Origin of the sequence: Nosocomiicoccus massiliensis (genome assembly GCF_002871345.2) — a bacterium.
Lineage (GTDB): Bacteria > Bacillota > Bacilli > Staphylococcales > Salinicoccaceae > Nosocomiicoccus > Nosocomiicoccus ampullae_A.
The window spans coordinates 1596824-1610243 of the sequence record NZ_CP136964.1; the positions used below are offsets into that span (position 1 = coordinate 1596824).

Below are 13420 nucleotides of genomic sequence, written 5' to 3' on the forward strand. Positions count from 1 at the left end.
GACACATGATGTTACATTTACACTTAACAGCAATTGCGCTCGCTTTTGTATTATTTCTAATTACGTATTTTTCATACAAAGGAAATCCTACATCTGAAAATCGTAGAGCGTTTATTTTACACATGACACTAAGACTGTTTTACATTATCGTACTATTTAGTGGTGTAATGATTTTCATTCAAAACTTAAGTATCATTGGTAACATAAGTAACGGTCATATGATGTATGGTCTAAAAGCATTACTCGGACTTGGAGCGATTGCTCTAATGGAAATGACACTTGTTCGCGAGAAAAAAGAAACGAACGTACAAATGCTTTTAATTATCGCGATCGTTGTAATTATCGTTACAGTTCTACTTGGTTCTTACTTACCATTAGGTGTTTTATAATATTAAAACTGCAGATTATTCTGCAGTTTTTTTATGTAGAATCAGTGAACTTACTATTTTTCTATACATAAAAAATTAAAATCCAGTATAATTGAATGTACATAATTGAAAGGTGGACGTAGATTGAAGAAGTTTTTATATGTCACGTTATTTATCTTAATGTTTTCATCTATACATATTAGTGATGTCTATGCAGAGTCTGACGATACGTCACGTGTATATACAATTGTAATCGATAGATTTTTAAATAAAAATGAAGATAATGATTCGTTTGATAACAAAAATAGTGATTATTATTTACCGTACGGTGGAGACTTAGAAGGTATTGAGAATCAGTTAGACTACATAAAAGAGATGGGATTTGACACGATTCAATTAAGTCCAGTATTTGAAATGGACAATTCTGACATCCTCGGGTATAGCGTCACGGACTACACAAAAATTGCTGAACGCTTCGGTGGAGAAGAGAAGTTTAAAGACTTTATAAGTAAAGCACATGACAAAGATTTAAAAGTTATCGTGGATCTTCCGACGATAGCGACGGATGAGTTTACTGCTTTAGACAATCCACAAATGACACCGATTATGGAAGAGTATATCGATCTAATCGACCGTCAATTTATTGATTTTAACAATGAAGAAAATCGTCAAAAATATAAAGAATTGATGACTGAATTCGTCAATAACTTTGATATTGATGGTGTCAGTATGTACATCGTACAAAATGTCGATAGAACGGAAATTTTACCAAACGATATTAAAACGTATGCGGTCGTCTTAAGTGAAGATGTCGATGCTACAAACTTTGATTACACTGCTTACGATTCAAAACGAAAAAGTATTGCAGAAGCATTCGGAGGACTCGATAAAGATATTCCTGAGTATACGAACAGTGAAGAAATTTTAATGGCGGATCACTTCTTTAGTGAACGTTTTACGTCATATGCAGTTAAAAACAATCTCTTCCCTGGGACTCGTGTAAAAATGTTATATCCGTATTTAATCGCGCATGATGGACCAATGTTTGTAACTTACGGAACTGAAATTGCACAAAACGGGGATAATTTCGAAACGATTCATCCACAAATGAATTTATGGACAGATAAAGAAGTTCATGAGTTTATGAAAACAACTACTGAAGTATTTAATCAACATCCGAACTTATTAAATCGTGACACTGAAACGATTGTAAATAATCACGGTCTATATACTGTGTTATTTAAAACAGATGACGTTGATTTTATATTAGAAATTAACAACACGAGTGAGACACAAAAATTAGAGATTACTGATGAATATGTAAAAGATGGAAAAGAACTGAGTGGGTTATTACTTGGTGAGCGTGTGCAACCGCACGGAAATTCATTATACCCTGTCATTGACAGAGAGTTAACAGAATTATTTGCAGTCATTGAATCACCTGGTCTAAACCATTGGTACTTAATTTCAAGTCTATTAATATTCGGTGGATTTGCGATATTTATATTTATCGTTGCAAAACGTAGTAAAAGAAAAGAGAATAGATAAAATAATCGGGAAGCTATTATAGCTTCCCGATTGCTTTATATCCGAGCATATTGACGATATCTTTTGGACTACTAAATGGAGGTGCATATGCAACCTCAATGTTAATTAGATCATCAACAGTCCCACCGAGACGTGTGAGTGTTGAGAGTATATCTAAACGTTTGTCGAGTCCTTTTTCACCTATACCGGATGCTCTTAAAATTTTACGTGTATTTTTGTCGACGTAAATTTTTAACGATAAAGGTTTTGCACCTGGCATATATCCTGCTTTATTATTTTGTGTTTGCTCAACGATGATATAGTCTTCGTCTTCTAAGTCTTTTAATGATAATCCCATTTTACCAACAGCAACATCGAAATATCTTAAAATAGATACTGAAAGTAATCCGTCGTGTTTGTACTGATCGTTTTCAGCAAGATGATTTGCGATAATGTACGCGAGTCGATGTGCAGGCCAAGCGAGCGCCACAGATACTTTTTTATGAGGTACGTGCTGGTAATGTGTTTCTATTGCGTCCCCGATAGCGTAAATATTGTCGATGTTTGTTAATCCATATTCATCGACAGGTATATATCCGTCATTCATGACGACGTTAGACGATTTTAAAAAGTCTGTACGCGGTGTAATACCAATTGCTTGAATGATGAGTTCTGCATCGATGACTTCACCATTATTTAACGTAAGCTTTGTTCCATCTAACTTTACAGGTTCACTGTTTAGTTCTAATCGAATGCCGTTTTTATCCATCTCTTCTTTAATCGGTTCACTAAACTCTTCTTCTATTGTGCTGTATACTCTTTCGTTATGTTGGAGAATGGTTACTTCAAGTCCACGCTTACGTAACTGTTCAGACACTTCAAGACCAACAAATCCTGTACCGATTACAACTGCATGCTTAACGTCATTTTCAGTAATATATTGTTCGATGAGATCTAAATGATGTAAGTGCTGAAGTACAAATGATTGTGGTGCGTGTTTTACTGCTTCTATTTCATTTGCTTGTGCACCAGGAGATACTATTAATTTGTCGTATGGATCGTCAAATGTGTCTCCTGTTTTTAAATTTTTCACTGTAACATAATTTTCCTTATCGTTTACTGAAATGACTTCATGTTCAGTATGCACATCGATGCCTTGATTTTTTAATTGTTCAGGAGTACGCGCGATTAAATCAGATCTCTCGCTCACTTCACGAGATAAATAATACGGCAAACCACAGTTTGCGAAACTTACATATGGGTTTTTATCGTATACAACGATTTCGCTCGTTGTATTGAGTCGTCTAAATTGACTTGCCACCGTCATTCCACCTGATAATCCACCGATTATGACAAGTTTCATATATTACACTCCTTCAGTAAAGTAAAATAGTGCAATTGTTCCGTTCCCAGTATGTGAAATAATCGTTGGACCGATACTAGAAATTTGAACGTTCGTTAAATCCGTCTCTTTTAAAATTAGATTTTTTAACGCTTCTGCATCTTTTAAGTTGTCAGCATGAGTAATGTGTACTTCAGTCGCTGCACCTTCTTCTTTCATAAGTTCAACCATACGTTTTAAAACGCGTTTCACTCCGCGATACTTTTCAATCGGTACGAGTTTTCCGTCTTCTACATGGAGAAGAGGGCGAATGTTTAAAAGGCTACCTAAAAATGCTTGCCCTTTAGAGAGACGACCACCTTTAGCGAGGTAATCTAAATCAGATACTGTAAATAAATGACGAATGTGTGCTTTATCTCTTTCGATATTTTTAATAACTTCTTCTTTAGATAAACCGTCATTTACATATTTTGCAGCGCGTTCAACGAGTAGTCCGTAACCGTAACTTGCACTTAACGAGTCGATGACAGTAATATCAACGTCGTCACGCTCTTCTAAAATCATATCGCGCGCGATGTTCGCACTTTGATACGTTCCAGATAATTGACTTGAAAACGATAAATAAATAATCGTCGAGTCTTCTTTTAAAGCTTCATTAAAATAGTTATATAACTCATCTGGGTTTGCTTGACTCGTCAGTGGACGAATGCCATCATCGACTGCTTTTGATACTTCTTCACTTGAAATTTCGTATTTGTCGAGATACTCTTTACCGTCGACGTTGATTGTTAGTGGTATAAAAAATAACTGATGTTCTTTAGCGAAATCTAAACTGATGTCTGAACAGCTATCTACTAATAATTTCATATTATAACTCCTTATATTCAATATTTAAGTTAAAGTAATCATTTAAATATCGACCGACACCGTCGTTGTTGTTATCAAACGGCGTGACGTCTTTAGCGATATCTTTTAATTCATCGATTGCGTTTTTCATAGCGACACCATGACTGACGTACTCGATCATTTGAAGATCGTTGTCTTCATCTCCAAATGCGATTGTACGAGACTCATCTAAGTTTAAAGCATCTAATACATATTTGATACCTGTCGCTTTTGAGACACCTTTTTTGATAATCTCGATGATCGCAAGTTGTGGTGCCCACTGCCTATGTGCAAGTGTTTCAGCATACACATTATCAAATGCGTGACGAATATAATCGATGCGGTCTTCAGTTGTTTTAATGAGAAGTGACGTTGCTTCTTCTGGCATATTATCACGTAAGTCACCTGCGACTTTTTTAGGGTCTCCCATATAAAACTCATCCATTAAGACGCTGTCGTGATATTGGAAGTATAAATCATCACGAACTTCTGCGACAATGTTTTTAATGTCGTATTTATCGATATGTACGACGATATCCTCGATAACATCTTGAGGTAATGTTTCTTGTAATGTTTTAAATTCAAAATCTAATGGGTGGTGCACGAATGCACCGTTAAAGTTAACGATTGGTGTGTTTAATCGTAACTCTTTATAGTAAGGAACTGACGCACGATACGGTCGCCCCGTAGTAATCATGACGTAGTGTCCTTGTCTTTTTAATTCTTGAACGACACGATTTGTATAGTCTCCAATTGTATTTTCATCAGTGAGTAACGTGCCGTCTAAATCTAAACATATAAGATACGGTTTCATGAAAATCATCCTTTCGACTACTTTAATAATAGCATTATTATTCACTAGTTGTTTAATATTTGTTATATTGAATATACGATAATATATGCGAGGTGACAGAATATGGATAAAGCAATGGAAGAAAGCATGCTCGGTGCGTTAGAAAACGTTATTGACCCAGAGCTCGGTATAGATATTGTAAACTTAGGTTTAGTTTACGGTGTGTTTTTAGATGAAGATGGTAATGCGGGTGTTGAAATGACACTTACGTCAATGGGGTGCCCGATGGGTCCAGAGATTGTACAAATGGTTGAAGAATCATTATTAGAATTACCGGAAGTTAAAAACGTGAACGTTCAAATTGTTTGGAATCCACCTTGGACAAAAGATAATATGTCACGTTATGCGAAGATCGCTTTAGGTGTATCATAATATTTAAGCGCTCAACATTATGTTGAGCGCTTTTTAATTTCTAAAAGAGAGTTGATAGGAAAGTGTGTTTACAATATACTATTAATTGCTATGAATCATAAGGGGTGCATAATTGCTGAGATTATACCCTTGAACCTGTTGAGGTAATTCTCGCGAAGGAATATGATACGCGATTGATTCATAAGTAAACTTTTAGGAAGTGTATTTATGACAAGATCTAATGACAAGCTCGTCGTAATGATGGAAATTGCGATATTAGCTGCATTAAGTATGGGAATCGACTGGATCGATTCTGCATTCAAAATTGGGCCGTACAGCTTTAGTTTTTCAATGGTACCAATTTTAATTCTTGCGATTAGACGTGGAGTCGGCGCAGGGGTGCTCGGAGGTTTAATCTGGGCGATTTTACAAATTGTAACAGGAGATGCGGCAGGGAACTACATACATCCGGTACAATTTATTTTAGAATATCCACTCGCATTCGGTATTCTCGGAGTTGCTGGAGTGGCATCTAAGTATAGAAACTTAGTATCAATTGTTGCATTTTCATTTTTAGCGATTCTGTTACGTTACACGATGCACTTTTTTGCAGGGTGGATTTTCTGGGGGATTTACGCACCAGAAGGCCAACCAGCTTGGTTATATAGCTTAATTGCTAATGGTACAACGTTCTTAATTAATACGACAGTATGTATAGCAATTGTTATTATTTTATACTCAGTCGCAAAGCGATTATTTGTACCAGAAGAAAGATAAAAAATACCAGTCGAACTTAAAAAGTTCGGCTGGTTTTTTATTTTAACGTAAATTAGATTTACATGAACGACTTTTATTTTTCGTTGACGTTTAGATTCTTTTTGTTCATGAAATGATTAAGATGTTTACATAAAGTCATTTTGCGTGAACGCGTGCTTCATCTTGTTAACGAATAGGTAAAATGCATGAACGAAATAGAGTTCTCGTTAACAGAAAAACGAATTGCGGGTCAAGTCTTAAATATTGTGTAAAATAAAAAATCTCTCTGTTATTCTTTAGCTTCCACGAACGCGCTCACTTTTCTATTTGTTTCTTTATAGGCTTCATTCGCATCAAGAAGAAGTGCGCCAATTAAACGAAATGCAGACTCGATATTTGGAAATACTCTAACAACGCGCTCACGACGTCTTAACTCACTATTTAGTCGTTCGAGTGCGTTTGTACTTTTTAAAAACTTTTGTCTAGCCGCTGGACACATTAAACATTGAATCGCATCGTCAAATCCACTTTCTAAAATTTCTACCGCGTGATTAAATCTTGGATCCTCTGATACAAAGTCTAAAAACTTCTCTTTTGCTTCTCGTGCATGTTGGGGTGTTGTCGTATGAAAAATCTCTCTCAATAATTGACGCGCAACAGTTGAACCTTTTTTAGGCATTACATTCGTAATGTTTCTTAAGAAATGGACTGTGCATCTTTGCCAAGGTGTGCCCGGAAACTCTTCTTGAATCGCCTGCTTTAAACCTTGATGTGAATCTGAAGTAATGAGTTCTGGTTGTGTTAATCCACGATTTTTTAAGTCACGTAAAAAGTGTCCCCAGTGATTCTTACTCTCAGCATCATCCACTTTAAACCCAAGTACTTCACGATGACCATCTACACCAATACCGAGCGCAATATACACAGCTTTAGAGACGATTCTATGATTCTCACGTACTTTAATATACATCGCATCTACTGATACATATTTAAATATATTGTGTGTTAATGAACGCTCCGCGAAGTCTTGGATTTCTGGATTTAATCGTTTCATCACGTTAGATACGAATGATTTCGAGACACTTTCTCCGACTAGTTCTTCCACAATTTTAGTGACTTTACGCGTAGACACACCGCTGACTACCATTTCAATCAAAGAAAGCACGAGCGCCTGGTCCTTTCTTTGCCACTTCTCAAATACCTGTGGTGAAAACTCTCCGGAACGTGTTCGTGGGACTTCGAGTTCAATTTTTCCAACTAACGTTGTGAACCCTCGGCGATAACTGCCATTACGATAGTCTTTTCGACTACTGTTTCTTTCATATGAGCCAATACCCATGTATTCATCTCGTTCTTCTTGCATCACTTGATTTAACACTAAAGTTAGAAGACCCTTAGTCATTTCATTAAGGTTACTTCCAGAGATATCCTCTAGAATTTTTTTCATATCTACTGTAAAATTAAGTTGAGTCATTTGTATTCTCTCCCTGTTAATTTTTGTTGGTAACTAAATTATAACAGAGAATGCGATGGCTCTTTTTTCTATTTTACACAATTATATGGACGTAACTGAATTGCGTTAAATTAAATGTGCTAACGGGGTCTTCAGCACATCTCCGACCTATCTTCAGATGAAAAACCTCGTGAATTTTGATTTGCGTAAAATTAATTGCATGGTCGTTTACGTAATTACGTGTTGTGTAAAATTGTTTTTCATCTTTTAACTTAAATTCGATTTGCGTTAAACGAGCCTCTGTTTCATTAACACAAATCGCGTAATTGTCAAACTAATCGAGTGGTCGTTTACACAAAAGCATTTTGCGTTAAATTAAGCAATCACTCGTTTACGATAACACGATAAATTGGTACATAATCGCAAATATACCTGCTGCGAAGCAGTAGTAACTGAAATATATGAGGCGACCACTCGTTAATGCACCTTCTAGTAATTTAAACCCGATATACGTCGCGATTATTGTAACGACGAATGATGCAAGGTAAGGAACGAGTAGTGTGTCGAGCATCGGATCAGTCGCGATATCTGAAATCGATAATATTGCCGTACCAAGTGACACTGGTATATATAGTAAGAATACAAATCTTAATGCGTTTTTCTTCTCAAGTCCAACTGCCATCGAACCGACGAGTGTCGCACCGCTTCGGCTAATTCCTGGAATTAACGCCACACATTGTGAGAGACCGACGATGATGGAATCTTTAACAGTTAATTCACCGTCACGTTTAACACCTGATTTATTTTTTATAAACCATAGAGCAGTCCCTGTAACGAGAAGCATTAACCCTACAAAACCAATCGATACATTATCTCCAATAACATCTTTTAGTAAAAATCCTAAAACTCCAACAGGTATTGTTGCGATAATTAAGTAAATAACATATTTAAAATCCGTCGTTGCTTCTATATCTCTATCTTTTTTAAATACGTATCGTAAAAAGTTTTTCGCAATTTCATAAATATCTTTCCAATATATGAACAACACCGCAATGAGTGAAGCAGTGTTTAAAAATATTTCAAACGATAAACCACTCGCTTCAATTCCAAAAAGTTCACGCGCCATTACTAAATGACCACTCGAAGAGACAGGAATTGGTTCGGTTAACCCTTGTAATATCCCTAAGAATATATATTTAATCAGTTCTATTATATCGATATCCATGATTTAAAGTCCTCCTAATCAATATTACAACTATAGTACAAAGTGATATATAAATAAAGCGAAAATAAATAGTCAAAAAAGGTCAAAAACTTGAGTGAAACGCTTGAAAATAAAATATAACGATGTATAATATAAGTATAGTCAAAATTGGTCAAACACTTGAGGTGAGGAAATGGATATCAATAAAATGACTTTTAAAGTGCAGTCAATCATCGAACGTGCACAACAAATTTCAGTTGAACATAAAATTCAAACGATTGAACTCGCTGCTGTATTAAAAGCATTATTTACAGTCAGTGATTCAATGGCAAAAGATATTTTACAACGCGCAAATATTAATGTAGATGAATTGATTAAACAATATGATGAAAAACTCAAAAGTTTTATCAAAGTAGAAGGAGACAACGTTCAGTATGGGCAATATATGTCTCAAGGATTTAGTCGCTTAATTAGTGAAGCAGAAAAAGTAATGGGAGATATGAACGATGAATATATCTCTCAAGAACATCTTTTACTCGCTGCATTAAATGTAGACGACACATTAAAAGCACAAATTGGAAATAAAGATACAATCGTAAAAGAAATCATTAAAAAGATTAGAGGAGGAAAACACGTGACGACTCAAAATCCAGAAGTTCAATATGAAGTATTACAAAAATACGGTCGTGACCTTGTCGAAGAAGTACGTAAAGGTAATATGGATCCTGTGATCGGTAGAGATGAGGAAATCCGTAACACGATTCGTATATTAAGTAGAAAACGTAAAAACAACCCAGTATTAATTGGTGAACCGGGTGTCGGTAAAACTGCAATCGTTGAAGGGCTCGCACAGCGTATCGTTCGTGGAGACGTGCCAGATTCACTAAAGAATAAAACAATTTTTGAATTAGATTTAGCAGCACTCGTAGCAGGTGCAAAATTCCGAGGGGAATTTGAAGAGCGCTTAAAAGCAGTATTAGAAGAAATCAAAGAAGCAGACGGTAGAATTTTATTATTCATCGATGAAGTACACATGCTCGTTGGTGCAGGTAAAACAGATGGGGCAATGGACGCTGGTAATATGCTTAAGCCGATGTTATCACGCGGTGAACTCCATATGATTGGTGCAACGACGTTAAATGAGTACCGTGAATATATCGAAAAAGACTCTGCATTAGAGCGTCGTTTCCAAAGAGTACTCGTTAGTGAACCGACAGTCGACGACACAATTTCAATTTTACGTGGTCTGAAAGAACGTTATGAAGTACACCACGGGGTAAGAATCACAGACCGTGCGTTAGTTGCTGCAGCAGAATTGTCAGACAGATATATTACAGAACGATTTTTACCAGATAAAGCCATCGACTTAGTCGATCAGGCGAGTGCAACAATTCGTACAGAAATGGGATCTAACCCAACTGAACTCGACCAAATCAATCGTAAAGTAATGCAGATGGAAATCGAAGAACAAGCATTATTAAAAGAGGACGACCCAGTATCTAAAGCACGTTTAGAAGAACTTCAAAAAGAACTTGCTGATGCGAGAGAAGCACAACAATCTCTAACTGCAAGAGTAGAGCGTGAACGTGAGCAAATTAGCGGAGTATCTCGTAAACGTGAAGAAATCGATAAAGCGCGCCAAGAATTAGAGGAAGCAGAAAGCAACTATCAATTAGAGCGTGCTGCTGAACTTCAGCACGGTATTATTCCGAAACTTCAAGCAGAGTTAAATGCTCTTGAAGCAGAACTTCATGACGAAACAGACGGTAAAGACCGTATTATCCGTGAAGTTGTTACAGATGAAGAAATCGGTATGATCGTATCACAATGGACAGGAATTCCAGTGACAAAACTCGTTGAAACAGAGAAAGATCGTCTGCTTAATTTACCGAAATTACTTCATCAGCGTGTCGTTGGTCAAGATGAAGCGGTAGAACTCGTATCTAACGCAGTTATTCGTGCAAGAGCAGGTATTAAAGATCCAAACCGTCCAATTGGTAGCTTCCTATTCTTAGGACCAACAGGTGTCGGTAAAACAGAACTCGCAAAAGCACTTGCTGAAACGATGTTTGATAGTGAAGACAACATGATTCGTATCGACATGAGTGAGTATATGGAAAAACACGCAGTGTCTAGATTAATCGGAGCGCCTCCAGGATACGTTGGATACGAAGAAGGTGGACAATTAACTGAGCAAGTGAGAAGACATCCGTATTCGGTGATTCTTTTAGATGAAGTTGAAAAAGCACATACAGATGTGTTTAACATCTTACTTCAAATTATGGATGACGGTAGACTGACAGATTCTCAAGGTCGTACTGTTGATTTTAAAAATACTATTCTCATCATGACATCGAACTTAGGATCACATTATCTACTCGATACGATGATTCAAGGTGGAGAAATTAACGATAAAACGAGAGAAGTCGTTATGAGTGAAGTGTTAACGCACTTTAAACCAGAAATCGTAAACCGTATGGATGACATCGTTATGTTTAGTCCATTAACTGAAGAAAATATGACAGGTATCGTCGATAAGTTAATCGATGAGTTAAATGACCGATTAAGCGACCAACATATGAGTATTTCAGTATCACAAGACGCTAAAAAATATATCGTTAAAGAAGCGTACGAACCAGAGTTTGGTGCACGACCATTAAAACGTTACATTCAACGTGAAATTGAAACACCACTCGCAATTAAAATGATTGAGTCGAACTTAGAAGAAGGTCTACACGTCGATATCGACGTAAAAGACGGCACATTTACATTTGACTTACAATAAAAATAAAACTCTATTGAGAAAAATCTCAATAGAGTTTTTTTAGTTTGAAAATAGTTCTGTCGCTTTAACCGCGCGTTTCCATCCGTCGTACTTTTTGTTAATTTTTTCTTTGTTTTCTTGAGGATGAAAAGTCTGGTCAATTGACTTCAGTTCTTTTAACGCTTCTTTTGATTCAAAGAAATTAACAGCAAGACCTGCTAAAAATGCTGCGCCAAGTGCAGTTGACTCTAAATATTTTGGCCTTTCAACAGTACATTCAAGTAAATCCGACTGGAACTGTATTAAAAAGTCATTTGCAGAAGCACCACCGTCGACGTTTAACTGCTTGATTTCTGTCTTACTATCTTTACGCATCGCATTTAGAACGTCATACGTTTGGTATGCGAGTGATTCTAACGTCGCACGTATAATGTCTTCTCTAGACGTGCCGCGAGTGATACCAAACATCGCCCCGCGTGCATGCATATTCCAATATGGCGCACCGAGTCCTGTAAACGCAGGAACGACATAGACATCCGTGTCATCAATTTCAGTTGCGAGTTGTTCGCTTTTTGCCGCATCATCAAAGAACATCATTTCATCTCTTAACCACTGAACGGCACTCCCCGCAACAAATATCAATCCTTCCAGTGCGTATTTAACAGGTTCATCTTTTAATTGATATGCGATAGTAGATATTAATCCATAGTTTGAAGCGGGTACTTCCTCACCTGTGTTTAATAGTAGGAAACAGCCAGTACCATATGTATTTTTTGCTTCTCCTTCTTCAAAACACGTTTGACCAAATAGTGCCGCTTGCTGGTCACCAGCGATTCCTGCGATTGGAATTGAAGCACCAAAGAAATGATTTGTATCCGTATACGCATAAATTTCACTAGAAGATTTTACTTCAGGCAACATTTTCTTAGGAATATTTAGAATTTCTAAAATCTCATCATCCCACTTGAGCGTATGAATGTTAAATAACATCGTACGACTTGCATTTGTGACATCTGTAATATGTGTTTTTCCAGATGTTAATTTCCACACAATCCAGCTGTCGATCGTTCCAAATAGTAAATCACCGTTTTCTGCCATTTCTTGTGCGCCTTCAACGTTGTCGAGTATAAAACGAACTTTCGTCGCTGAAAAATACGGATCTAATATAAGACCAGTTTTATCTTTAAATAACTCCTCATAGCCATTTGCTCTTAACTCTTCAGTAATTCCATCAGTTTGTCTCGATTGCCAAACAATTGCATTATAAATCGGAAGACCAGTGTGTTTGTTCCACACGACGGTCGTTTCACGTTGATTTGTTATACCAATTGCTTTTATCATATCGGCTGTTAAATTGTTATCTCCGAGTACTTGAGCGATAACAGATAATACAGAACTCCAAATTTCGTTTGCGTTATGTTCTACCCAACCAGATTTAGGGAAATATTGTTTAAACTCCATTTGCGATGTCGCTTTAATATCTCCATTTTTATCGACGAGGATTGCACGTGTTGACGTCGTTCCTTGGTCGATAGATAATATGTAACTCATCAGGTCACCTCGTTTATATAATGATAGAAAAAAAGACTCTATTCGTAATAGAGTCTTCTAGTAAGTATAGATTACTGTTTGTCCTCAGTGTAATTGTGGCGAGGCTTCATGACGACATCTAAGAAGAATACGACTAATGTAATAAGCACAGCAAATAATAATCCGATCTCAGGATATAGCTGTCCGCCACCACTTAAACTGTTTAGGATAAAGTTAATCATTTGAGTGAGCAAAAATGCCCAAATGAACGTGATTACAAATCTCAAATCAGACACTCCTAATAATTTAATTCTCTTTTCAATATTTATTTTACAATAAATCATTCAAAAAGTATACAACATAGAGTATAATATGTGTATGCGTTTA

The 13420-nt window shown here is 36.5% G+C and carries 12 protein-coding genes and 1 riboswitch; of the genes, 5 read left to right on the plus strand and 7 right to left on the minus strand.

Going from position 1 to position 13420, the window contains the following annotated elements:
- The first annotated feature begins 8 nt into the window (after nucleotides 1-8).
- Entirely contained in the window at nucleotides 9-389 is a 381-nt protein-coding gene (locus CJ229_RS08375) for a YisL family protein (RefSeq protein ID WP_102167792.1), read from the plus strand.
- A 123-nt stretch (nucleotides 390-512) separates the two neighbouring features.
- Nucleotides 513-1916, plus strand: coding sequence for an alpha-amylase family glycosyl hydrolase (locus tag CJ229_RS08380; RefSeq protein ID WP_102167793.1), 1404 nt, complete (start codon nucleotides 513-515; stop codon nucleotides 1914-1916).
- Between the two features lie 16 nt (nucleotides 1917-1932).
- Here CJ229_RS08380 and CJ229_RS08385 read toward each other — a convergent pair whose 3' ends face one another.
- From CJ229_RS08385 to CJ229_RS08395, 3 genes are read right to left on the minus strand one after another with little or no spacing between them, the layout of a single operon-like run.
- The gene (locus CJ229_RS08385; RefSeq protein ID WP_102167794.1) at nucleotides 1933-3258 is read right to left on the minus strand and encodes a CoA-disulfide reductase; all 1326 of its coding nucleotides are present in this window, start codon (nucleotides 3256-3258) and stop codon (nucleotides 1933-1935) included.
- Nucleotides 3259-3261: 3 nt separating this feature from the next.
- The gene (locus tag CJ229_RS08390) at nucleotides 3262-4104 is read right to left on the minus strand and encodes a DegV family protein (RefSeq protein WP_102167795.1); all 843 of its coding nucleotides are present in this window, start codon (nucleotides 4102-4104) and stop codon (nucleotides 3262-3264) included.
- Nucleotide 4105: 1 nt separating this feature from the next.
- Nucleotides 4106-4936: a Cof-type HAD-IIB family hydrolase gene (locus tag CJ229_RS08395; RefSeq protein ID WP_070457427.1), complete on the minus strand. Its 831-nt coding sequence runs from the start codon at nucleotides 4934-4936 to the stop codon at nucleotides 4106-4108.
- Between the two features lie 102 nt (nucleotides 4937-5038).
- Here CJ229_RS08395 and CJ229_RS08400 point away from each other — a divergent pair, with 102 nt between their 5' ends.
- Together CJ229_RS08400 and thiT are read left to right on the plus strand one after the other, a co-directional pair.
- The gene (locus CJ229_RS08400) at nucleotides 5039-5347 is read left to right on the plus strand and encodes a metal-sulfur cluster assembly factor (protein ID WP_040929346.1); all 309 of its coding nucleotides are present in this window, start codon (nucleotides 5039-5041) and stop codon (nucleotides 5345-5347) included.
- A gap of 90 nt (nucleotides 5348-5437) precedes the next feature.
- Nucleotides 5438-5525: riboswitch (TPP riboswitch) on the plus strand.
- A gap of 29 nt (nucleotides 5526-5554) precedes the next feature.
- Nucleotides 5555-6103 (plus strand): energy-coupled thiamine transporter ThiT, encoded by a 549-nt coding sequence (gene thiT / locus CJ229_RS08405; protein ID WP_070457429.1) that lies wholly within the window; start codon nucleotides 5555-5557, stop codon nucleotides 6101-6103.
- A 268-nt stretch (nucleotides 6104-6371) separates the two neighbouring features.
- Here the strand turns inward: thiT and CJ229_RS08410 are convergent, their stop codons facing one another.
- On the minus strand, nucleotides 6372-7556 hold the full coding sequence (locus CJ229_RS08410; protein WP_317846569.1) for an IS256 family transposase: 1185 nt from the start codon (nucleotides 7554-7556) through the stop codon (nucleotides 6372-6374).
- A gap of 370 nt (nucleotides 7557-7926) precedes the next feature.
- On the minus strand, nucleotides 7927-8760 hold the full coding sequence (locus CJ229_RS08415; protein WP_145998136.1) for an undecaprenyl-diphosphate phosphatase: 834 nt from the start codon (nucleotides 8758-8760) through the stop codon (nucleotides 7927-7929).
- Nucleotides 8761-8932: 172 nt separating this feature from the next.
- Between CJ229_RS08415 and clpB the strand changes: the two genes are divergently transcribed.
- A complete protein-coding gene (gene clpB / locus CJ229_RS08420) occupies nucleotides 8933-11524 on the plus strand; it encodes an ATP-dependent chaperone ClpB (RefSeq protein WP_102167197.1) in 2592 nt (863 codons plus the stop codon).
- Between the two features lie 39 nt (nucleotides 11525-11563).
- Here the strand turns inward: clpB and glpK are convergent, their stop codons facing one another.
- Nucleotides 11564-13057, minus strand: coding sequence for a glycerol kinase GlpK (gene glpK, locus CJ229_RS08425; protein ID WP_317846635.1), 1494 nt, complete (start codon nucleotides 13055-13057; stop codon nucleotides 11564-11566).
- A 68-nt stretch (nucleotides 13058-13125) separates the two neighbouring features.
- Nucleotides 13126-13320, minus strand: coding sequence for a DUF2929 family protein (locus tag CJ229_RS08430; protein ID WP_040929341.1), 195 nt, complete (start codon nucleotides 13318-13320; stop codon nucleotides 13126-13128).
- Nucleotides 13321-13420: the final 100 nt, after the last annotated feature.

Coding starts and splice junctions, on each gene's coding strand:
- CJ229_RS08375 (WP_102167792.1), top strand. CDS start 9: ATGTTACATTTACACTTAACAGCAATTGCGCTCGCTTTTGTATTATTT.
- CJ229_RS08385 (WP_102167794.1), bottom strand. CDS start 3,258: ATGAAACTTGTCATAATCGGTGGATTATCAGGTGGAATGACGGTGGCA.
- CJ229_RS08390 (WP_102167795.1), bottom strand. CDS start 4,104: ATGAAATTATTAGTAGATAGCTGTTCAGACATCAGTTTAGATTTCGCT.
- CJ229_RS08395 (WP_070457427.1), bottom strand. CDS start 4,936: ATGAAACCGTATCTTATATGTTTAGATTTAGACGGCACGTTACTCACT.
- CJ229_RS08400 (WP_040929346.1), top strand. CDS start 5,039: ATGGATAAAGCAATGGAAGAAAGCATGCTCGGTGCGTTAGAAAACGTT.
- thiT (WP_070457429.1), top strand. CDS start 5,555: ATGACAAGATCTAATGACAAGCTCGTCGTAATGATGGAAATTGCGATA.
- CJ229_RS08410 (WP_317846569.1), bottom strand. CDS start 7,556: ATGACTCAACTTAATTTTACAGTAGATATGAAAAAAATTCTAGAGGAT.
- CJ229_RS08415 (WP_145998136.1), bottom strand. CDS start 8,760: ATGGATATCGATATAATAGAACTGATTAAATATATATTCTTAGGGATA.
- clpB (WP_102167197.1), top strand. CDS start 8,933: ATGGATATCAATAAAATGACTTTTAAAGTGCAGTCAATCATCGAACGT.